This is a genomic window from Streptomyces sp. NPDC020780 (assembly GCF_044334475.1).
Lineage (GTDB): Bacteria > Actinomycetota > Actinomycetes > Streptomycetales > Streptomycetaceae > Streptomyces.
Window position 1 is genome coordinate 132,431 of the sequence record NZ_JBIRTB010000001.1, and the last position, 20,852, is coordinate 153,282.

Annotated in this window: 20 protein-coding genes and 1 pseudogene; 12 read left to right on the top strand and 9 right to left on the bottom strand. The window is 71.5% G+C overall.

Annotated elements, in window-relative coordinates; all coding sequences use genetic code 11:
• Positions 1 to 143: 143 nt before the first annotated feature.
• The gene (glpX, locus tag ACH4VO_RS00615) at positions 144 to 1,175 is read right to left on the bottom strand and encodes a class II fructose-bisphosphatase (RefSeq protein WP_360993051.1); all 1,032 of its coding nucleotides are present in this window, start codon (positions 1,173 to 1,175) and stop codon (positions 144 to 146) included.
• 144 nt (positions 1,176 to 1,319) lie between these two features.
• Between glpX and ACH4VO_RS00620 the strand changes: the two genes are divergently transcribed.
• Positions 1,320 to 1,841 carry a DUF4245 domain-containing protein gene (locus ACH4VO_RS00620; protein ID WP_360993048.1) on the top strand — a complete coding sequence of 174 codons (522 nt, stop codon included), beginning with the start codon at positions 1,320 to 1,322 and terminating at the stop codon, positions 1,839 to 1,841.
• Positions 1,842 to 2,152: 311 nt separating this feature from the next.
• On the opposite strand, the gene ACH4VO_RS00625 is transcribed toward ACH4VO_RS00620, so the two are convergent.
• From ACH4VO_RS00625 to ACH4VO_RS00640, 4 genes are all read right to left on the bottom strand, one after another.
• The gene (locus ACH4VO_RS00625) at positions 2,153 to 2,743 is read right to left on the bottom strand and encodes a malonic semialdehyde reductase (RefSeq protein WP_360993045.1); all 591 of its coding nucleotides are present in this window, start codon (positions 2,741 to 2,743) and stop codon (positions 2,153 to 2,155) included.
• Positions 2,744 to 2,911: 168 nt separating this feature from the next.
• Positions 2,912 to 3,163 carry an exodeoxyribonuclease VII small subunit gene (locus ACH4VO_RS00630; protein ID WP_360993043.1) on the bottom strand — a complete coding sequence of 84 codons (252 nt, stop codon included), beginning with the start codon at positions 3,161 to 3,163 and terminating at the stop codon, positions 2,912 to 2,914.
• A 139-nt stretch (positions 3,164 to 3,302) separates the two neighbouring features.
• Positions 3,303 to 4,514, bottom strand: a complete 1,212-nt coding sequence (gene xseA / locus ACH4VO_RS00635; RefSeq protein ID WP_360993040.1) for an exodeoxyribonuclease VII large subunit — start codon at positions 4,512 to 4,514, stop codon at positions 3,303 to 3,305.
• Positions 4,515 to 4,569: 55 nt separating this feature from the next.
• Positions 4,570 to 5,913: an APC family permease gene (locus tag ACH4VO_RS00640; RefSeq protein WP_360993037.1), complete on the bottom strand. Its 1,344-nt coding sequence runs from the start codon at positions 5,911 to 5,913 to the stop codon at positions 4,570 to 4,572.
• A gap of 88 nt (positions 5,914 to 6,001) precedes the next feature.
• Between ACH4VO_RS00640 and ACH4VO_RS00645 the strand changes: the two genes are divergently transcribed.
• Both ACH4VO_RS00645 and ppgK read left to right on the top strand, forming a co-directional pair.
• Positions 6,002 to 6,991, top strand: a complete 990-nt coding sequence (locus tag ACH4VO_RS00645; protein WP_360993034.1) for a 4-hydroxy-3-methylbut-2-enyl diphosphate reductase — start codon at positions 6,002 to 6,004, stop codon at positions 6,989 to 6,991.
• A 252-nt stretch (positions 6,992 to 7,243) separates the two neighbouring features.
• On the top strand, positions 7,244 to 8,020 hold the full coding sequence (gene ppgK, locus ACH4VO_RS00650; protein WP_360993031.1) for a polyphosphate--glucose phosphotransferase: 777 nt from the start codon (positions 7,244 to 7,246) through the stop codon (positions 8,018 to 8,020).
• Between the two features lie 108 nt (positions 8,021 to 8,128).
• On the opposite strand, the gene ACH4VO_RS00655 is transcribed toward ppgK, so the two are convergent.
• The gene (locus ACH4VO_RS00655; protein WP_360993028.1) at positions 8,129 to 8,767 is read right to left on the bottom strand and encodes a DUF6542 domain-containing protein; all 639 of its coding nucleotides are present in this window, start codon (positions 8,765 to 8,767) and stop codon (positions 8,129 to 8,131) included.
• A gap of 229 nt (positions 8,768 to 8,996) precedes the next feature.
• On the opposite strand from ACH4VO_RS00655, the gene ychF reads away from it, so the two are divergent.
• Entirely contained in the window at positions 8,997 to 10,085 is a 1,089-nt protein-coding gene (ychF, locus tag ACH4VO_RS00660; protein WP_360993025.1) for a redox-regulated ATPase YchF, read from the top strand.
• Positions 10,086 to 10,290: 205 nt separating this feature from the next.
• Here ychF and ACH4VO_RS00665 read toward each other — a convergent pair whose 3' ends face one another.
• Together ACH4VO_RS00665 and ACH4VO_RS00670 are read right to left on the bottom strand one after the other, a co-directional pair.
• Complete coding sequence (locus tag ACH4VO_RS00665) at positions 10,291 to 10,683, bottom strand: DNA-binding protein (RefSeq protein ID WP_360993022.1); 393 nt, start codon at positions 10,681 to 10,683, stop codon at positions 10,291 to 10,293.
• Positions 10,683 to 10,934 (bottom strand): hypothetical protein, encoded by a 252-nt coding sequence (locus tag ACH4VO_RS00670; RefSeq protein ID WP_360993019.1) that lies wholly within the window; start codon positions 10,932 to 10,934, stop codon positions 10,683 to 10,685. The genes ACH4VO_RS00665 and ACH4VO_RS00670 overlap by 1 nt, the downstream gene beginning before the upstream one ends.
• A gap of 308 nt (positions 10,935 to 11,242) precedes the next feature.
• Here ACH4VO_RS00670 and ACH4VO_RS00675 point away from each other — a divergent pair, with 308 nt between their 5' ends.
• Together ACH4VO_RS00675 and ACH4VO_RS00680 are read left to right on the top strand one after the other, a co-directional pair.
• On the top strand, positions 11,243 to 11,497 hold the full coding sequence (locus ACH4VO_RS00675) for an excalibur calcium-binding domain-containing protein (RefSeq protein WP_360993016.1): 255 nt from the start codon (positions 11,243 to 11,245) through the stop codon (positions 11,495 to 11,497).
• A 197-nt stretch (positions 11,498 to 11,694) separates the two neighbouring features.
• Positions 11,695 to 11,877, top strand: a pseudogene (locus ACH4VO_RS00680) (hypothetical protein); the annotation flags it as partial.
• Here ACH4VO_RS00680 and ACH4VO_RS00685 read toward each other — a convergent pair.
• Positions 11,804 to 14,389: a glycosyl hydrolase family 65 protein gene (locus ACH4VO_RS00685; protein ID WP_360993013.1), complete on the bottom strand. Its 2,586-nt coding sequence runs from the start codon at positions 14,387 to 14,389 to the stop codon at positions 11,804 to 11,806. The pseudogene ACH4VO_RS00680 and the gene ACH4VO_RS00685 overlap by 74 nt on opposite strands.
• 220 nt (positions 14,390 to 14,609) lie before the next feature.
• Here ACH4VO_RS00685 and ACH4VO_RS00690 point away from each other — a divergent pair, with 220 nt between their 5' ends.
• The 6 genes from ACH4VO_RS00690 to ACH4VO_RS00715 all read left to right on the top strand — a co-directional run bounded on the left by ACH4VO_RS00690 (position 14,610) and on the right by ACH4VO_RS00715 (position 20,850).
• Positions 14,610 to 15,092 carry a cupin domain-containing protein gene (locus tag ACH4VO_RS00690; RefSeq protein ID WP_360993010.1) on the top strand — a complete coding sequence of 161 codons (483 nt, stop codon included), beginning with the start codon at positions 14,610 to 14,612 and terminating at the stop codon, positions 15,090 to 15,092.
• Between the two features lie 432 nt (positions 15,093 to 15,524).
• Entirely contained in the window at positions 15,525 to 16,277 is a 753-nt protein-coding gene (locus ACH4VO_RS00695; protein WP_360993007.1) for a GntR family transcriptional regulator, read from the top strand.
• 529 nt (positions 16,278 to 16,806) lie between these two features.
• Entirely contained in the window at positions 16,807 to 16,974 is a 168-nt protein-coding gene (locus tag ACH4VO_RS00700; RefSeq protein ID WP_360993004.1) for an SPOR domain-containing protein, read from the top strand.
• A 96-nt stretch (positions 16,975 to 17,070) separates the two neighbouring features.
• On the top strand, positions 17,071 to 17,475 hold the full coding sequence (locus ACH4VO_RS00705) for a (deoxy)nucleoside triphosphate pyrophosphohydrolase (protein ID WP_360993001.1): 405 nt from the start codon (positions 17,071 to 17,073) through the stop codon (positions 17,473 to 17,475).
• A gap of 139 nt (positions 17,476 to 17,614) precedes the next feature.
• Positions 17,615 to 18,088, top strand: coding sequence for an ATP-binding protein (locus ACH4VO_RS00710; protein WP_360992998.1), 474 nt, complete (start codon positions 17,615 to 17,617; stop codon positions 18,086 to 18,088).
• Between the two features lie 191 nt (positions 18,089 to 18,279).
• Complete coding sequence (locus ACH4VO_RS00715; protein ID WP_360993307.1) at positions 18,280 to 20,850, top strand: SpoIIE family protein phosphatase; 2,571 nt, start codon at positions 18,280 to 18,282, stop codon at positions 20,848 to 20,850.
• Positions 20,851 to 20,852 lie beyond the last annotated feature (2 nt).

The window sequence follows — 20,852 nt, forward strand, 5'->3', positions numbered from 1 at the left end:
AACCGGCGCCTGCGGGTACGGGAACCGGCGCCTCGTCCGAGGCTCCTGGCATTACGGGCCGGGGGTTCGACCTTTCGTACACGACGGTCCGGCAGGGTTCGGGGCTGCCCGCACCAGCGGCCCCGAACACCCGCCGCCCCGCTCTACTGCGCCCGGTCGAAGTCGATCGCGCTGTAGGCGCGCAGCTTCGAGAGGCGGTGCGTGGAGTCGATCTTCCGGATCGTGCCCGACTTGGAGCGCATCACCAGGGACTCCGTGGTCGCCGTCTCCGCGCGGTACCGCACACCGCGCAGCAGTTCACCGTCGGTGATTCCGGTGGCGACGAAGAACACGTTGTCCCCGCTGACGAGGTCATCGGTCGACAGGACCCGGTCCAGATCGTGCCCGGCGTCCAGGGCGCGCTGCCGCTCGGCCTCGTCCTTGGGCCAGAGCTTGCCCTGGATGACACCGCCCAGGCACTTTATGGCGCAGGCCGAGATGATCCCCTCCGGGGTGCCGCCGATACCCATGAGCAGGTCGACACCGGTTCCCTCGCGGGCCGCCATGATCGACCCGGCGACATCGCCGTCGGAGATGAACTTGATCCGGGCGCCCGTCTCCCGGATCTCCCTGACGATGCCGTCGTGCCGGGGGCGGTCCAGGATGACGACGGTGACGTCCTCGGGGGTGGAGCTCTTGGCCTTGGCCACGCGCCGGATGTTCACCGACACCGGGGCGTTGATGTCGACGAAGTCGGCGGCCTCGGGGCCCGTGACCAGCTTGTCCATGTAGAAGACGGCGGACGGGTCGAACATGGCACCGCGGTCCGCGGCGGCCAGCACGGCGATCGCGTTCGGCATGCCCTTGGCGTTGAGCGTGGTGCCGTCGATCGGGTCGACGGCGATGTCGACCTCGGCGCCGGTGCCGTCGCCGACCCGCTCGCCGTTGAACAGCATGGGGGCCTCGTCCTTCTCGCCCTCGCCGATGACGACGATGCCGTTCATCGAGACGGTGGAGACGAGGGTGCGCATGGCTTTGACGGCGGCGCCGTCGGCGCCGATCTTGTCGCCGCGGCCGACCCAGCGCCCGGCGGCCATCGCGGCGGCCTCGGTGACCCGGACCAACTCCAGGGCCAGGTTGCGGTCGGGGGCCTCCGGGGAGACCTCGAGCTGGGACGGCAGATGATGCTCGGACATCGGAGCGCACCTTTCTGTACGACGACGACCGGAAAAGAGGGTGCTGTGACTCTATCGGTAGGTCGATAAAATGAGCAGTGCGGGGCACGTATGAGCGGCGCCCCGCTGGCCGGTGGCGTACCGCCTCGTGCCACCATTGAGTCCGTGGCAAGCAAGCGAGGCAAGCAGACGGTCCGGGACATGTTCCTGTCGATGCTCGTGATCACCGCAGTGGCGGGCGTCGTCTACCTCTTCATCCCGCACGACGACAAGGCCGACCCTCTGAAGGCCGTCGACTACCGCGTCGAGCTCGCGACCGCGCGGCGCGCCGCTCCGTATCCGGTCGCCGCCCCGGACGGGCTGCCGAAGGGCTGGAAGCCGACGTCCGTCTCCTACGAGGGGCACAACGGCGCGGGCTGGCACCTCGGCTTCCTCGACCCGGACGGCAGGTACGTCGCGGTGGAGCAGTCCACGACACCGGCGAAGAAGTACGTGCCCCAGGTCAGCCGGCAGGCGGAGGACACGGGGCGCACACAGCGGGTGGCCGGCGAGGAGTGGCAGCGCTGGGAGGGACCGAAGTACGACGCCCTCGTGCTGCACGGCAAGGGCGCGACCACGGTGGTCACGGGCTCGGCCCCCATGGAGCGTCTGGCGGAGATGGCCGCGGCGCTCGAGACGGGCAGCTGACCGCCTCCTGGCCGCACGCCCGGGCGGTTCGGTAGGGCCGGACGCCTGTGGTCCCGGACGTCCACTGCCCTGTGCGCCTGCCGGCGTGTGTGCCGCTCGCTGGTAGGGCCGCTCGTACGCCACACGCCCCTACGCCAGAAGGCCCGTACGCCCGTGCCCGTACGCCCGTGCCCGTACGCCCGTGCCCGTACGCCCGTGCCTGTACGCCCGCCCGTATCCGTCCGGCGAAGGGCCGCCTCGGCCTCCCCGCACGCGGAGAGGCCCCGCGGTGCGTGTTTCGGCGCCGCGGGGCCTCTCGGTGGGCGTGACGGTCAGACGGTCGTGACGACCTCGTCGAAGGACAGGCGCGGCAGGCGCGGGAACCAGGCGTCCTCGCCCGGCTTGCCGATGTTGACGGCCATGAGCAGCTTGTGGTCGCCGTCCAGGAACTCCTTCTCGATGCCCGCGGCGTCGAAGCCGGTCATCGGGCCGGCGGCCAGGCCGGCGGCGCGGACACCGATGATGAAGTAGGCGGCCTGCAGAGCGGCGTTGAGGAGAGCGGACTGCTCGCGGACCGGGCGCTCGGAGAAGAACGCGTCCTTGGCCTGCGGGAAGTGCGGCAGGAGGGCCGGGAGCTCCTCGTGGAACTCGTGGTCCGCGACGAGGAGCGCGACCAGCGGCGCGGTGGCGGTCTTGGGCTGGTTGCCCTCGGCCATGTGCGTGACGAGGCGCTCACGGGCCTCGGCGGAGCGGACCAGGACGACGCGCAGCGGCGACTGGTTGAAGGCGGTGGGACCGTACTTGACCAGGTCGTAGATCGCCTGGACCTGCTCATCGGTCACCGGCTCGTCGGTGAACGTGTTGGCGGTGCGGGCCTCACGGAAGAGGAGGTCCTGGGCGGCGGGGTCAAGAACGAGGGACATCGGGGGAACTACCTTCCGGTGGTACGGGGATGAGCGATGCGATCACCGTAGCCGAGAGGTAGGTTAACTTTCAACTAAATCGGTGGCAGGGTGATCCACTGCACACCACTTCACTGACCCCGCCGGTGTCACGTCCCGGCGGGTCCAGGGGCCGGTGCCCGTGCCCGGTCAGTCCGTGCCGCCGCCTTCCGCAGGCTCCTCGGGGCGGGCCAGCGCCGCGTCCAGCCGGGCGCGAGCGCCTTCGAGCCAGTGGCGGCACACCTTCGCCAGCTCCTCACCCCGCTCCCACAAGGCCAGCGACTCCTCCAGCGTCGTGCCGCCCGCCTCCAGGCGGCGCACGACCTCGATCAGCTCGTCCCGCGCCTGCTCGTACCCGAGCGTGCCCGTCGCGGCAGCCGTCGTCGTCCCGTCGTCCGTCATGTGATGCACCCTATGCGTGAGGTCTGACAACCCGGGCCACCCGCCCCCGAGGCCTCCCGGCCACCGGGCCGCCGGGAACCGCCGGTGCCGGGGAGTCCGCAGAGCGCGGGAAACCCGTGGGTATCCGGGAGCCGGCCGGTCACCCCTCCACCCGTACCGTGAACTCGCCCTCCGAGACCCTGGCCCGCAGCTCCGCGCCGGCGGGCCCGGCGTCCGCGGGGGAGCGCACCACGTGACCGTCCGGCCGCTGCAGCACCGCGTACCCCCGCTCCAGCGTGGCGGCGGGCGACAGGGCGACCACCCGGGCGCGGGTGTGCGCGAGCTCGGAGTCGGCGCGGTCCAGCAGGTGCCCCAGCACCCGGCGGCTGCGCCCGGTCAGCGCGTCGATCTCCGCCTCCCGCTCGTCCACCATCCGCTGGGGCCGCTCCATGGAGGACCTGCCCAGCGCGTGCGCCAGGCCCCGCTCCTCGCGGTCGATCAGCCCCCGCAGGGTCCGCAACGACCGGTCCCGCAGCTGCTGGACACGGTCGAGCTCCTCGCCCACGTCCGGGACCACCTTCTTCGCCGCGTCCGTCGGCGTGGACGCCCGCAGATCGGCGACCAGGTCCAGCAGCGGGGAGTCCGGCTCGTGGCCGATCGCCGACACCACCGGCGTGCGGCACGCGGCCACCGCCCGGATCAGCTGTTCGTCGGAGAACGGCAGGAGGTCCTCCACACTGCCGCCGCCCCGGGCGACGACGATCACGTCGACCTCGGGCAGCTCGTCGAGCTCCCGCACCGCCTGGACCACCTGGCTGACCGCGTGCACGCCCTGTACGGCCGTGTTGCGCACCTCGAAGCGCACCGCGGGCCAGCGGCGCCGGGCGTTCTCCAGGACGTCGCGCTCGGCCGCCGACGCCCGGCCCGAGACCAGCCCGATCAGCTGGGGCAGGAACGGGAGCGGCTTCTTGCGGTCCAGGGCGAAGAGTCCCTCGGCGGCCAGCGCCTTCTTCAGCTGCTCCAGGCGGACCAGCAGCTCCCCGATGCCCACCGGCCGTATCTCCGTCGCCCGCAGGGACAATTGCCCGCGCGGCGCGTACCACTCGGGCTTGGCGAGGACGACGACACGCGCGCCCTCGGTGACCACGTCGGCGATCCGGTCGAACACCTGCCGGAAGCAGGTCACGCTCACGGAGATGTCATGGGACGGGTCGCGCAGCGTCAGGAAGACCACCCCCGCGCCCGGCCGCCGCGACAGCTGGGTGATCTGCCCCTCGACCCAGACCGCGCCGAGCCGGTCGATCCACCCCCCGATCAGGCGCGACACGTCGCCGACGGGCAGCGGGGCTTCCGGGGACGTAGTGAGAGCCATACGGGGGAGCGTATCGGCCGGTACCGACATCCGGGGTCCGCCCGCGCGCCCGCACTCAGGCGGTCCGCCGCTCCCACTGGACGGCGAGCACCACCAGCCCCACACCCAGCCAGCACAGCCCCACCAGTTGAGCGGTGGCCGTCGCCTCCCAGATCACCGCGACCAGCACCCCGGCACCCACCACCGGCATCACCACATGGCGCCACCAGCTGGGCGGGCCCTCCATGCGGCGCACGGCGAACCAGCCCACCACCGACGCGTGCAGCAGCACGAACGCCGTGAGTGCCCCGACGTTCACCACCGACACCAGATGGTCGAGTCCGTCGTCGCGCCGGGCGGCCCACACCGCCGCGACCAGCGTCACGAGCGCGGCGCAGATGATCGCCACCCGCGGCACCCCGGACGGGCCGTCGATCCGGGAGAGGAACGACGGAAGCCGCCGCTCACGCGCCATCGCGAACACCAGACGCCCCGCCGCCGCCTGCCCGGCCAGCGCGGCGAAGGCCGCGCCGATCGCCTTGCTGACGGCCACCAGATCGTGCAGCCAGGTCCCGACCGAGGCGTCGACCGCGTCGTAGAAGGCCGGTCCCTGCTTCACCGGATCCGCCGCCAGCTCCATGGAGGACACCGGCTCCAGCAAGGCCGCCAGATACGACTGGACGACGAACAGCGCCCCGGCCAGCACCAGGCAGAACAGCACCGCGCGCGCCACCTTCGCCGAGCCGCCCGTGACCTCCTCCGCGAACGAGGCGATCGCGTCGAAACCCAGGTACGACAGCACCGCGACGGACACCGCCCCGATCACCGCCGTCATCGAGAACCCGGAGTCCCCGGTGAGCGGGGTCAGCCAGCCGCGCTGAGCCCCGTCCCGTGCGAGCACCACCACCGCGGACACCACGAACACCAGCAGGACCGCGATCTCCATGGCGAGCACCGCGAAGCCCACCCGGGCCGCCGCCCGTACGCCCCAGAGGTTGAGCAGCGTGGTCACGAGGACCGCGATCGCCGTCCACACCCACCGCGACACCTCCGGCACCAGCGCGTTCATCGCGATCCCCGAGAAGAGGTAGGCGACGGCGGGGATGAGCAGGTAGTCGAGCATCGCCATCCACCCGGCGATGAAACCGGGCCCCTCGCCGAGCCCCTTGCGGGCGTAGGCGAAGACCGAGCCGGCCAGCGGTGCGACGCGCACCATCTGGGCGTAGCTGAAGGCGGTGAACGCCATCACGACCGTCGCGACCACGTACACCAGTGCGACGGCGCCGCCCGACCTCGCGTCCAGGGTGCCGAACACGCCCACCGGGGCCATCGGGGCGATGAACAGGAGGCCGTAGACCACCAGGTCCCGGAATCCGAGGGTGCGCCGCAGTCTCTGCTCGTCCGCGCTGCTGCCGGCCATATGACCTCCGTCGCTTCGCCTGCCCCGTCACCCGGGGCTTCAGTCTCCCGAGCCCGTCGATCCGGCGCCTGTTCGGTACGGCCTTACGATGGGACGCATGACTGCTTCGCCTGCCCGCCGAGTCCTCCTCGCAGCACCCCGTGGCTACTGCGCCGGCGTGGACCGTGCCGTGATCGCCGTCGAGAAGGCCCTGGAGCAGTACGGGGCCCCGATCTACGTCCGCCACGAGATCGTGCACAACAAATACGTCGTGCAAACCCTGGAGAAGAAGGGCGCGATCTTCGTCGACGTCACCGCGGAGGTCCCCGAGGGCTCCATCGTGATGTTCTCCGCGCATGGCGTCGCGCCCACCGTCCACGCGGAGGCCGCCGAGCGCAGGCTGGCCACGATCGACGCGACGTGCCCGCTGGTCACCAAGGTCCACAAGGAAGCCGTCCGCTATGCCAAGGAGGACTACGACATCCTCCTGATCGGCCACGAGGGCCACGAGGAGGTCATCGGGACGAGCGGCGAGGCCCCCGACCACATCACCCTGGTGGACGGGCCCGAGGACGTCGCCGACGTCACCGTGCGCGACGAGTCGAAGGTCGTCTGGCTCTCCCAGACGACGCTCTCCGTCGACGAGACGATGGAGACGGTCGACGCCCTCAAGAAGAAGTTCCCCCAGCTGCTCTCCCCGCCGAGCGACGACATCTGCTACGCCACGCAGAACCGCCAGATCGCGGTGAAGAAGCTCGCGGAGGACGCCGAGCTGGTCATCGTCGTCGGCTCGAAGAACTCGTCCAACTCGATCCGTATGGTCGAGGTCGCCCTGGACGCGGGAGCGCCCGCCGCCCATCTGGTGGACTTCGCCGACGAGATCGACGAGGCCTGGCTGGAGGGCGTCACCACGGTCGGGCTGACCTCGGGCGCCTCGGTCCCCGACGTCCTGGTCGACGGCGTACTGGAGTGGCTGGCCGAGCGGGGTTACGGGGACGTGGAGACGGTGAAGACCGCGGAGGAGTCCATCACCTTCTCGCTGCCCAAGGAGCTCCGGCGCGATCTGCGGGCCGAGGCGGCCGCGCTCTCGGCGCAGTAGACGAGCCAGACGTCGGCGGTGCGAGCCGAGCGGTCGCGCCGGGGGAAACCCGCCGCGTGTCGATCCCTGTGAGTCCGCCTTCTGCTTCTTCGCGTGAGCCCCCTCGTCTCCCTCCGTGGAAAGGAAGAGGAGCGGGCGAAGCCGACAGTCCGGGGGGAACAGGTACGCCGGACACGCGGGCAACCGGCCCGTGGGGCGCGCGGATCACTCCCCGGGGCGTGATCCGCGCCACCTCCCCGTACCGTGGTTTCCATGGAGATCTTCGGTGTGGACATCGGCGGGTCAGGGATCAAGGGTGCTCCCGTGGACCTGGACCGTGGAGAGCTGGCGCGGGAGCGCCACAAAGTACTGACACCGCATCCGGCCACGCCCGAGGGCGTGGCCGACGGTGTGGCCGAGGTCGTCGGCCATTTCGACTGGCGGGGTCCGATCGGCATCACGTTCCCCGGCGTCATCACCGGCGGCGTCACGCGTACCGCGGCCAACGTGGACAAGGCATGGATCGACCTGGACGCCCGGGAGTTGCTCAGCAGTCGTATCGGGCAGTCCGTCACGATCCTGAACGACGCCGACGCGGCCGGAGTGGCCGAGATGACCTTCGGCGCCGGCCGGGGCCGCAAGGGCACGGTGATCGTGCTGACGCTGGGTACGGGGATCGGCAGCGCCGTCTTCACCGACGGGCAGCTCGTCCCCAACACCGAGCTGGGCCACCTGGAGCTGCACGGGCACGATGCGGAGAAGCGGGCCTCCACGAAGGCCAAGGAGGACGAGGACCTGAGCTGGCAGCACTGGGCGCACCGGGTGCAGAAATACCTGGTCCACGTGGAGATGCTGTTCTCACCCGCACTCTTCATCATCGGCGGGGGCGTGAGCCGCAAGGCGGAGAAGTTCCTGCCGCTGATCGAGAACGTACGGGCCGAGATGGTCCCGGCCCAGTTGCAGAACAACGCCGGCATCGTGGGCGCGGCCATGGCCGCGGCAGTCACGGCCCCACCGGGAGGACACCTGACCACGCCGGTAGGCGGCTGACCCCAACGGCAGGCGACCGGCCGGGGCAACAGGCGAGCGGCCGCTCACCTGTTGCCCCGGCCGCGTCAACAGGTGACCGGCCGCTCCGCAGCGGTCCGGGCGAGGGGTTCAGGGGCGGGGGCGGCGGGCACCCTGGGCGGCAGCCCTGGCCAGGTGCCGTTGCCGCTCCCGCATCTGCCGGATCTTGCGCACGGTGGCGATGAGCCCCGCGACGAGCGTGCCCCCGTACAGCCAGCCCGCGTGGACGGCAAGCGCGGTGACGACCGCCATCGCCTGACCGCCGAAACCGCCCGTGCCACCCGCGATCGGGATCACGCCGACCGCGAAGGCGATGGGCACGCAGATCGGCGCCGTGACCAGGTCGGCGGGTCGCACCCAGAACGCGGTCAGCGCGCTGACCGGCAGGAACAGCAGTCCGAAGACGAGCTCCGAACTGCTGAGAAACAGCCGGTCGAGGCAGGCCAGCAGAAACATCGCCAGGGCCGCGAAGAGCCCCGCGCCGATGCCGGTCAGCCGGGGGTTGGGGAATCGGCGCAGTGCGAGAACCACGGGCGCGACCGGTCCGCCCCGGGGCCTGCGCCCCGAGGTGCGGCCCTGCCCCGCCGCCGGTTTCGCTCCCGGCGCGGCCGGGGCGACCGTGACCGCCACCGGACGGCCGGCCTCGGCCTCGCCGGGGCCGCCCGGCGGGGACAGCGGGGCCTGCTGGGGCTGCCTGCGCTGCGGGCTACGTGTCCTGTGCTGCTCCACCCGGACAACCTAGGTCGCGAAGCGGGCTCTTTCGGGCGTGGGACACGCGCTTTGGCCGACCTTGGCCCTGCGTTCGACGTCACACGGCCGAAACGGGTCCGTTCGGCCCCGGGCCGTCCTCCCCCTCCGCACCCGTGACGGGCCGCGCCGCACCGCCCGTAAACTGGAGAACCGGTCCACCTCCGGCCCGCCCGCACAGCCCCGCTCCTCACTTCAGGAAGTCGCCAACGTGTCGCTCACGATCGGAATCGTCGGCCTGCCGAATGTCGGCAAGTCGACCCTGTTCAACGCCCTGACCAAGAACGACGTGCTGGCGGCCAACTACCCGTTCGCCACCATCGAGCCGAACGTCGGCGTGGTGGGCGTCCCCGACCCCCGTCTGAACAAGCTCGCCGAGATCTTCGGATCCCAGAAGCTGCTCCCTGCCACCGTCGACTTCGTCGACATCGCGGGCATCGTGCGCGGCGCGAGCGAGGGCGAGGGGCTGGGCAACAAGTTCCTGGCGAACATCCGCGAGTCCGACGCGATCTGCCAGGTCATCCGCGCCTTCAAGGACGAGAACGTCGTCCATGTGGACGGCAAGGTCTCGCCCAAGGACGACATCGAGACGATCAACACCGAGCTGATCCTGGCCGACCTCCAGTCCGTCGAGAAGGCCGTCCCGCGCCTGACGAAGGAGTCCCGCCTCCAGAAGGACAAGGTCGCGGTGCTCGCCGCGGTCGAAGAGGCCCAGAAGATCCTCGAGGCGGGCGACACCCTCTTCGCCAAGGGCATCACGGCGGGCACGGAGAAGGGCCGCCTCCTCCACGAGCTGCATCTGCTCACCACGAAGCCCTTCCTGTACGTCTTCAACGTCGACGAGGACGAACTGGTCGACGAGGACTTCAAGGACGAGCAGCGCGCCCTGGTCGCCCCGGCCGAGGCCATCTTCCTCAACGCCAAGATCGAGTCCGAGCTGATCGAACTCGACGACGACGAGGCGCTCGAGCTCCTCCAGTCGATGGGCCAGGAAGAACCGGGCCTCGCCACCCTCGGCCGCGTCGGCTTCGACACCCTGGGCCTGCAGACCTACCTGACAGCAGGCCCGAAGGAAGCCCGCGCCTGGACGATCAAGAAGGGCGCCACGGCCCCGGAGGCGGCCGGTGTGATCCACACCGACTTCCAGAAGGGCTTCATCAAGGCCGAGATCATCTCGTACGACGACCTGGTCGAAACGGGCTCCGTCGCCGAGGCCCGAGCCAAGGGCAAGGCGCGCATGGAGGGCAAGGACTACGTGATGCAGGACGGCGACGTGGTGGAGTTCCGCTTCAACGTCTGATTGGACGTGAATAACGGCCTGACCTGCGAGAAGGCAGGTCAGGCCGTTGTGCTGTCCGCAATAGTCCGCAGAACGTGGAGCGGCTACGTGTCGTAGACCGGCTTCGACACCACGGCACTTGTATCCCAGCCTGAGCGCCGCCGCCTACGAGTCGGCGACTATCGCGATGTGGGGCAGCGGCAGGTCTGGTCGGCGTCAGGTCGCCTCAGACCTTGACGACCTCCACGGAAGGGCCGCACAGGAGTGTCAGATCCTCGGGGTCGGACGTGAGGACCGTGACCGGCCGGGACGCGTTGCGGGCGATGACGGCGAAGGCGGCATCGATGGCGTACTTGTGGCCGTGGAGGTGATGGGTACGCAGAAGCGCGGCGGCCTGGTCGGTGATCTCCTTGGTGACGTCGTGAACGTCGACGCGGGAGAGGATCCACTTGATGCGGGCCGGGTGGACGCGCTCGTAGTCGGCCTCAAGAGTGGTCATGGCACTGGTGGCGACGCGGATGCCCTCTTCCGACGCCGCTTGTACCAGAGCCACGACGGTACGGTCCTTGCGGTAGAGCTTCGAGAGGCCTTCGCTGTCGAGTAGGAGGGTGCCGGGCATCAGGCGGCGGCCCCGCCGGCCTGGCGGTGGTCGTGACGCAGCAGTGCCCGGGCGGCCTCGACCTCCTCGCGAGTGAGAGATTCGTTGTCGGTCTCGAAGTCGGCGACGATCTCCCGCAGCTTGTCCATGGCGACTCTCTGTTCGAGGGCCTCGGCGACGTAGGCGGAGAAGCCGCCCGGGCCGACGTGGGTGCGTACGGCCTCGGCGAGGTCCTCGGGCAGGCTGATCGAGTACTTCCTGCTACCGCTCATGATGCCGATCCTACCAGTGGTGGTAAGGCTTCGTGAGGTGAACGGCCCCATGGACAGACTGGACGCGGTGGCGTCGGCGGGGAGATGGGGATCGACGTTCCACGGGCCGGGCTGGTCCGTGGCGAAGTCCACCCCGGTCAGCGAGAAGCCATCCCTTCAGGGCCGGAGGAGTGGGTCACCAGGGTTCGCAGGCGCCGCTGAGTCGGGCGACGCACGCTGAAGCGAGTGCGATCCGCTCCGCGAGGTGATCCGATGCGCCGCATCCTTTCCGCCGGTGCGCATCTCTCCTGGCGCCGGCACTCGCAGGGGTGAGCGGCTGTGGCTCCTCCGGAGACCAGGAACGGCGTGACTGTCGACGCCGACGTACGGCCAGGAGTGAGCCCGACGCTGGAGACCGCAGCACCGACAGTGCCGGAGGACACCAACCGCTCATACCCCCGGGTCCTCCTGCGGGCGTTCCCGACGTCGACTGCTCTGACCTTCCTGGTCCCGTTTGGGTCGGCCCCTCCGACCCCCACCGCCTCGACCGCGACGGTGATGGGATCGGCTGCGAACTCGACTGAAGCCCCGGACACCGGGCAGCGTCTGGCACATGGGTAGCCCACGGTCCAGAACCTCGAGCTACGGACGCGACCAGCTGTCGGCGAAGGCGCACCGGAAGTCGGTCCAGCGGTGCTCTCTCGGCCTCGGGGACACCCGGCCAGGCCGCAACCAGTCCCAGAACACCCGACGCTCAGCAGGGACTCACCTCGTCCGAGAACACGGCCACAAGCACGCCATCGACGCCCTCGTCGCCGCGGTGACGCTCCGCTCCCCGGCGCCCGTCCTCGTACGGACCTCGGACCGGTCATGTCACAGCGGGTCCGCCCTCAGTCCCTCCGCTCCCGCGTGCCGACGGTCAGTTCGCTCACCCCCGCGGGCTTCGCCGCGTCCTGCGAGGTGACCGTCACGCGTACGTGCCGGGCCGGGGTACCGGCCCGGAAGGGTCGCCAGGTGCGTCCGTCCACCGAGGTCTCCAAGGTGTGGGAGGCCGGTGCGACGTCGGTCCAGTGGGGGACGAGGGAGGTGACCCGGGCCGTGCTGGGCAGGTCCACCGTCAGGGCGCCGGTGGCGCCGTCCGGGGACCAGGCCGTCGAAGGACTGCCGTCCACCGCCGCTTCGGCGTACAGGCCCGGCGTCTCGGAGGTGGCCTTCGCCGGGCGGCAGCGGGCCGCGTCGGGTGTCGGGGTGAGGTCGGGTCGGCGGGTGGGGAGGGTGAGCGTCGTGGAGAGACGGCGCGGGCCCTGCGGGGTGTGCACGGTGAACGGGGCGCCGTCCGTCAGCCGGACCGTGGTCCGCGCGGCGCCGATCGAGATGTCGTACGTACGCCCTCGGTAGTGCAGGCCCGTCAGTTCCACGCCCTCGCGGAGCTGCGGCGGCAGCAGCGGATCGAGTCGTACGCCGTTCTCGCGCAGCCTCAGCCCGGTCAGGCCGTGCGTGAAGACCTGGAGGAAGCCGCCCTTACCGGTGAGGAAGTCCTCGGCGGGGAACCCGGAGAGCGGGTCCTCGGCGCCGGACTTCTCGCCGCGCGCCTCGGAGAAGAGGCTGAACGGACCACGGACGAAGGGGCGTACGGCGCGCTGGAGGTACGTGTACGTGGAACAGCCTGGCTCCCCGATCGCCGCTGCGTCGATCGCGTGCACCGAGTCCGTCATCGCGGGCCCGTCGGGGTCGGTACGCGCGGCGTAGAAGTCGAGCGTCGCGGCGGCGGCACCCTCCTCCATCGGCCACTCCAGCGGATAGGCGAGCAGCACGGTGTCGGCCTGCTTGATGGTCGAGCCGTTGTAGCCCGCGTACTGGAGGAACAGCTTCCGCGCGGGGTCGTACGGGATGCGCAGCCCGTCGGCGGTCCGGTTCCAGCCGACGGGCGCCGGCTGGCCCAGTACCGCGGCGGCGCGGGTGGCGTTGCGCAGGGCGGTGGCGGCCACCGCGTTGGTGAACACGCCGTCGGTGACGCCGTTGCTGTACTCGTCCGGGCCCGCCACGTCGTGCACCGAGTAGGTGCCGTCGGTGTTCTCGGTGGCCCGCGACTGCCAGAAGTCGGCGATGCCCTTCAGCAGCGGCCAGCCGCGGGCCGCCAGCCAGGTGCGGTCACCGGTGGCCAGGTAGTACTGCCAGACCGCCAGCGAGACGTCGCCCTGGAGGTGGTTCTGGGTCAGGCAGTGGGGTGGGTCCCAGCTCTGGCACTCGGAGTCGAGCCGGCCCCTGCTCGCGCTCGTCCAGGGGTAGAACAGCCCCTCGTACCCGAGCTGTTCGGCGTTGGCGCGGGCCGCGTGCCGGGTGCGGAAGCGGTACTCGACGACCGAGCGCGCCAGCTCGGGCCGGGTGGCGAGCAGTGCCGGGTACATCCAGGTCTCGGCGTCCCAGAACACCATGCCCGCGTAATTGTCGCTGGTCAGCCCGGCCGGGGCGAGGCTGTCGGAGGAACCTGGCCGGCTGCTCGCGAGCAGACCGTACTGCGCGGCCCGCAGCCAGCCTTGGAGAGCGGTGCTGCCCGGTACCGAGATCTCGGCCGCCCAGGCCGGCCGCCAGGCCGCCGCGTTGTCGGCGAACACACCGGCCCAGCCGCGCCGGGCGGCGCGGCGCGCGGCGGCGCGGGCGGAGGCGAGCGGTGTGCGGGAGGTGAGGGCGGTGTCCACGCCCACGTACTTCTCGAAGGTGTAGGCGTGGCCGGCCCGGACGCGGGCTGTTCGGGTGCCCGCGCCGCTGCCGGTCTGGACGACCGCTCCCTCCGTTCCGGTGCCCAGGGTCCGGAACGTGCCGTCGTCCGCCACCGTGATCCGGCGCGCCCCGCGCGTGTCCAGGCGGCCCGTCACCGTCGCGGTGCCGGACCAGTGCGGGGTCATCCGCAGGCGTACGGCTCCGGCGTGCACGTCGGAGCGGTCGGCCAGTACCTCGTAGGTCAGGTCGGTCGCACGGCCGTCGGCGGTGGTCCAGCGCAGTGAGGTGACGACCGTGCCGCAGCGCAGGAGGAGGCTCTGGCGGTAGTGCGAGATCCGGCCGGCGGGCGTGCCGGTGCCGTACGTCTCCGAGCCGACGCGCACGTCCAGGGTCGTCCAGCTGGGAAGCGCGGCGAGCACCTCGCGGCCACCGGCGAGGTCCTTGTCGCGGGCGTAGAGCCCCGAGACGAAGGCTCCGTCGTACCGTGGGGTGTACAGGGGCCACCCGGTCCTGCCGCCCGGTGCCGCGTACCCGGCGCCGGTAGCGGGCACGCGGTGGCCGAGGTAGCCGTTGCCCACGTAGGGGTCGTACCCGGAGGCCTCGCCGAAGGACGTGGACACCGGCGCCCACAAGGGGTCCGCCCGACCGCACGTGGGGGCGTGGCCCGGCTCCGCGGCGTACGAGCGGGGTGGGAGGGGCGCGATCGACGCGGCCGCGACCAGAGAGGTGACGAGACACCAGCGCGTGAGGCTCACCGTACGACGGTAGGCAGGGCGGCGGCGTGGGCACGGTTACGGCGCGCGTGTCTTCACGTGGTCGTCCGCGCGGCGCGGGTCGTCGTGAAACTACGAGCGGCCGGGCCACCTGACCAGCGACAGTAGTCAGCGACCAGCGACCAGCGACCAGCGATGAGTGACCGGTGGCCGGCGCCTTTCCGGCGGTGGCCGGCAGCCCGACCAGGACAGGGAGAACCGCATGTCGTACCCCGAACCCACCTACGCGGGCGGAGAGGGCGAGATCAGCGCGCAGTACCGGCCCGCGGACACCGCCCCGAATCTGCTGACGCGCACCGGCGGCAGCACGCACTACCTGGCGACGACGGAGAGCACGCACGGCGAGTTCGGGCTGTACCGGATCAACATGGCGCCCAGGGCGGGCGGTCCGGCCACGCACTTCCACCGGTCGATCTCGGAGTCGTTCTTCATCCTCGACGGGACGGTCCGGATCTACAACGGCGAGCAGTGGACCGGCACCACGGCGGGTGACTTCCTGTACGTGCCCCAGGGCGGGCTGCACGCCTTCCGCAACGACTCCGACGAACCGGCGTCGATGCTGCTGCTCTTCACACCGGGGGCGCCGCGCGAGGAGTACTTCGAGAAGGTGTCGCAGGTCTCCGACTGGCCGGAGAAGGAGCGGGCGGAGTTCTTCATCAAGCACGACACGTACTGGACCGACTGAGGCACGGCCGCACGGCCTCGGCGGCCCGCCCTCCGGCGGGCACGACCGCCGGCGGGTGCACCCGGCTCCCGCGCGGCCCCCGGCGCCCGGCTCGCCGGAGGGCGCGGGAGCATCGAGGCGCATCCGCGTCACGAGCCCGTGCCCGCCGCGCGAGGTGAGGGCCGACCGGACCACGTTCATCGGCGCACGAGGGCTGGTTCTCGTGGGCCGATCCGGCACGGGGCGGTGCGATCCGCGCTGCGCGAGCCGCGCCGCGCGCCGGGCAGCCAGGGATCCGAACCACGCCTGGTCAATGGCCCGTTGACGCACGGCCGGGCACAGGTGCTGGTCGGCGTCGAATCATCACATCGAGTGAAACTCTGGCCCGCGCTTGCGATTCTCAACCCACGGTTGCCAGGCTGTTGCTGTCTGTCAATCTGTTGGGAGTGGCCTGTGGCTTTCGGTGAGCAGCCCGCCTATCTGCGCGTGGCGAGCGATCTCAGGGAGAAGATCGTCAACGGCGCGCTGCCGCCCCATACCCGCCTGCCGTCCCAGGCCCGCATCCGCCAGGAGTACGGGGTCTCGGACACGGTCGCCCTGGAGGCGCGCAAGGTGCTGATGGCCGAGGGACTGGTGGAGGGGAGGTCGGGATCCGGCACGTATGTGCGCGAGCGCCCGGTTCCGCGCCGGATCGCCCGGTCCGGCTACCGGGCCGAGGGAGGGGCGAGTCCGTTCCGCCAGGAGCAGACGGCGGACGGGGCGCGGGGCACCTGGGAGTCCCGCAGCGAGCAGGAGGAGGCCGGCCCGGAGATCGCCGAGCGTCTCGGCATCGAGGCGGGGGACCGGGTGATGCGCACGCGGTACGTCTTCCGTGAGGCGGGGGAACCGATGATGCTCTCCACCTCCTGGGAGCCGCTCGCCGTCACGGGGCGCACGCCGGTGATGCTGCCCGAGGAGGGCCCGCTGGGCGGCTGCGGCGTGGTGGAGAGGATGGCGGCGATCGACGTGGTCGTGGACAACGTCGCCGAGGAGGTCGGCGCACGCCCGGGGCTGGCGGAGGAGCTCCTGGCGCTCGGCGGGGTCCCCGGCCATGTGGTGATGGTCATCGCGCGGACGTACTACGCGTCGGGGCGGGCCGTGGAGACCGCCGACGTGATCGTGCCCGCCGACCGGTACCGGATCGCCTACCACCTGCCGGTCCGGTGACCGGCCGTCGTCTGTGACGACCGCCGGTCGTGACGGCCTGCCCGTCGGTCACGCGGAGTCTCCGTCCCTTCGGAGCCGCCCCGCTTTACGGGCGGCCCGGCGTCGAGATCGCTGCCATCACGGCCACCCGTACCTGTGAGGGGTGCGGGACAGTACGCGAACCGGCCGGCTTCGCCGATGGCGCCGTCCCGGCGGGGCCGAGTCGCTCCCTGTGCTGTTCACCGCACCGCGGAGAGCGGAGACGTCTGCCGCAGGGAGCCCGCGGCCGGGCCCGCCCTGATGTCGCTGCTCACGGTGTGCCCGGTGCGGGCGGCGTCCGGCTGACGCCCCGCGGTGCCACCGCAAGGGGGCGCGCCCGACAGAGTGCGCCCCTGGGGGTATGGCCGGATGCGTATCTCTTTGTGTAAAGACGCATCCGCTGAGTGAAGGTCAGGCGTACGCTCGGGCATATGCGTACTGCGGTTTCCTGGGGATCCTTAGAGACGTGCACGCCGTCAGGGAGAGGGGCGACATGCTGGGGAGGGGCGCGATGACCGACAGTGGAGCCGTGCTCCCCTGGCTGGTGATCAGGCAGGACGACAACGGCAACCGGTACCGCGTCGGCCGTTACGCCACGCAGGACGAGGCGCAGAAGACGGCGGACGACCTGGGCCGGCACGGACACAAGCAGCTGTACTGGGTGGAGCGTCTCGGGTAGAGCGCGCGCCCCTGACGCGCACGGCGGGGCCGGGCTCCGGAATTGAAGCGGGCCCGCGAAGGAAGCCCGCCCGCCCGGGCGGTTACGCTCCGCCCCATGAACGAATCCGTGGTGGTGGCCGGGGCCGTGTGCGACGCGGGGCGGCTCCTGGCCGCCCGTCGCAGCGCCCCGCCGGAGCTGGCCGGACGCTGGGAACTTCCCGGCGGAAAGCGGGAGCCGGGCGAGAGCGGCGAGCAGGCGCTCGTGCGCGAGCTCAGGGAAGAGCTCGGCGTGGAGGCGGAGCCGCTGGAGCGCATCCCCGGCCAGTGGCCGCTGAAGCCCGGTTATGTGCTGCAGGTGTGGACGGCCCGTCTGATCTCGGGCGAGCCCCGCCCGCTGGAGGACCACGACGCGCTGCGGTGGCTCGCCCCGGACGAGGTGGACACCGTCGACTGGCTGGACCAGGACCGCCCCGCCGTGGCCGAAGCCGTACGCCGTCTGCGGGCGGCCGCGCGCCGGTGAGGGCCCGTCCTCGCGCGAGGGTCCCTGCGCCCGTGCGCCCCACCCTTCGCCCGGCACGCTAAGTTGTCCTCAATGTTGGGTATGTGGTGAATAGCCCCGTCTGAAGGGGGTGTGCCCCCGCTGCTGCCGGCCCTGGGAAGTGAGCGGCGTGACCGATACCGAAGGCGAGAGCGCCGAGTGGAGCTTTCCGGCGGTGCCGGGCTCGGTGCGCAGTGCCAGGCACGCCGTACGTGACGCACTGCACCAATGGGGTATGGCCGACGCGGTGGGTGACGTGGCGGTCCTTCTCGTCAGCGAGCTGGTGACCAACTCCCTGCGCTATGCCTCCGGGCCCATCGGCGTCCGGATGGTGCGCCCGCGTCCCGGCGGCCAGGGGCCCGGTCCCGGGCCGGACGCGCCGCCCGGCACGGCCCCGGCCGTGGAGTCCGGGCCGCGGGGGCTGCTGGTGGAAGTCTCCGATCCGGTTCCGGATCCGCCCACGGAACGCAGTGCCGGACCCGACGACGAGACGGGGCGGGGACTGCGGCTCATGGCGTGTTCCGCGCGCCGCTGGGGGATCAGGCACGGAAAGAGCGGCAAGACGGTGTGGTTCGAGCTGCCTCTGCCTGGTTAGGAGTGGGAGGGACGCACACGATCACCGGAGGTCGGGCAGGACCTGGCTGAAAGGGACTGAGACCGTGCTGTGATCGTGAACGCCGTGCCGGTGGAGCCCGTAGTGCTGAATACTGCGTGCAGGACCGGTCCGGTGTGTGAGCTGGAGGGGACGGTCGCGTGAGCGAGATACCTGGGACAGCGGGCGACGTCATGTGGCAGAGCAGCCCGCCTGGCTCGATCTATGACTACATCAGGGTCGCCTCCTTCTCGATCGGGCCCGACGGGCTGATCGAGCAGTGGAGCCGGCGGGCCGCCGGTCTCTTCGGCATGGCCTCCCGCGACGCGGTGGGCAGAGATCCGGTCGAGGCGTTCATGCCCGCCGAGCTGCGGGCGGGCGCCCGTAGGCGGGTCGGGGAGATCCTCGACGGCAAGGAGTGGACGGGCCTCGTACCCTTCCGGATGCCGGGCGAGAACGGTGTCCGCGGACTCGCCGAGATCTACGTCATGCCGAGCGAGACCGGGGCGGGGGAACGGGCCGCGCTCTGCATCGTCGTGGACGTCCGGGCGCTGCGGCGCATCGAGACGGACCTGGCGGCCTCGCAGGCGATATTCGGTCAATCTCCCTTCGGCTTCGTTCTCTTCGGCACGGACCTCACCGTCGTCCGGGCCAACCAGCGGTTCGCCACCGTCTTCGGGGGAGAGGCCGACGACCACTGCGGCAACACCGTCTCGGACTACCTGGCGAAGCCCGAGGCCGACCGTCTCTCCACGACGCTGGAGCGCGTCCTGGAGACGGGGAACGCCGTCACCGACCTCCAGCTCGTCGGCACGCCGCCCGGCTCCGCGGACCGGCGCCACTGGTCCATGAACCTCTACCGGGTGCACAGCCGCTCCGGGCGGCCCATCGGCATCGCCGCACTCGCCATCGACGTCACCCAGCGGCACATCGCCGCCCGCGAGGCGGCCAGCGCCCGGCGCAACCTCGCCCTGCTCAACGAGGCCAGCGCGCGCATCGGTAACTCCCTCGACCTGGAGACGACCGCCCGGGAACTGCTCGACGTCGCCGTGCCCGGCTTCTGCGACCTCGCCTCCGTCGACCTCTACCAGGGGCTGCTCACCGGCGAGGAGGCCGCCCCGGGCAGCTGGGGCCGGTACCACCAGGAGCCCGGTAGCGGCTCCGCCGAGCTGCGGCGCGTCGCGCAGGCCAGCGCCGTGTCCGACGCACTGCCGGGTGTCCTGCCGGGGAGCGGTACAGCCCCCGGAGGGGACATGGGCCCGCCAGCGCTGGGGTCGGTCCACCGCTACCCCTTCCACTCACCCTGCTCCGTCGCCCTGCGCACGGGCCACGTCACCGACGTATCCGGGGACGAACGCGGCTTCGTCCACTCCACGCTCGCCGTGCCGATGGTCGCGCACGACATCGTCGTCGGCCTCGTACAGTTCTCCCGCACCAAGGGCAGCGAACCCTTCGGCGAGCGGGATCGGGCCCTGGCCACGGAACTGGCGGCCCGCGCCGCCGTCTGTATCGACAACGCCCGCCTGTACCGGCGCGAGCACGAGCGCGCGCTCATCCTCCAGCGCAGCCTGCTCCCCCCGGGCGACCCCGAGGCCGCCGGTCTCGACATCGCCTGCCGCTACCTGCCGGGCAACACCGCCACCGAGGTCGGCGGCGACTGGTTCGACGTGATCGAACTCCCCGGCCACCGCACCGCGCTGGTCGTCGGCGACGTCATGGGCCGCGGCCTGCGGGCCGCCGTCGCGATGGGCGAACTCCGTACGGCCGTACGCACCTTGGCGCTCCTGGACCTGGAACCCGCCGAGGTGCTGTCCGCGCTCGACGAGGTCGCCCGGGGCCTCGGCACCCCGGGCGGCGGGGCGCGCAGCGAGGGGTTCGGCGGGGGCGGCGGCGCGCAGTGGCCCTCCCGGGCCGCCCACAAGTCGCGTGAGGCGGACCTCTCCGAGGTCTATCTGGCGACGTGTGTGTACGCGGTGTACGACCCCGTCACCCGGCGGTGCACCTTCGCCAACGCGGGCCACCTCCCTCCCGTGGTGGTGGAACCGGGGGAACCCGCCCTGCTCCTCGACGTACCGCCAGGCATGCCGCTCGGCGTCGGCGGCGAACCCTTCGAGGAGGTCGAGGTGGAGTTGCGGGAGGGCGCCCTCCTCGCGCTCTACACCGACGGGCTCGTCGAGTCCCGCGACCACCCGCTCGAAGAGGGCCTGGAGGCCTTCCGGCGCGTACTCGCCCAGCCGTCGCCGATCCTGGAGGACGTCTGCGACCACGTGCTGACGACCCTCCACACGGGGCACGGCGAGGACGACATCGCCCTGCTGATGGCCCGTATCCAAGGGCTGCCCGCGGAGGCGGTAGGGGACTGGCGGCTCCCGCGCGAGCTGCGCTCCGTGGGCCGGGCCCGTGACCTCGCACGCGCCCAGCTCACCGCCTGGGACCTGGACGACCTGGTGGACACCACCGAACTGCTCGTCAGTGAACTCGTCACCAACGCCCTGCGCTACGGCGAGGGCGAGATACGGCTCCGCCTGCTGCGCGACCGCACCCTCGTCTGCGAGGTCTGGGACGCGGGCCTGGTTCAGCCCCGGCGCCGCCGCGCACGCGACACCGACGAGGGCGGGCGCGGTCTGCAGCTGGTCGGGCTGCTCAGCGCCGCCTGGGGATCGCGGCGCACCCCGCGCGGCAAGACGGTGTGGTTCGAGCTCGCACTGCCCGACGGCGAACCTGCCGCCGAACTCTCTGTCGAGCAGCTGATGAGCATGTACTGAGA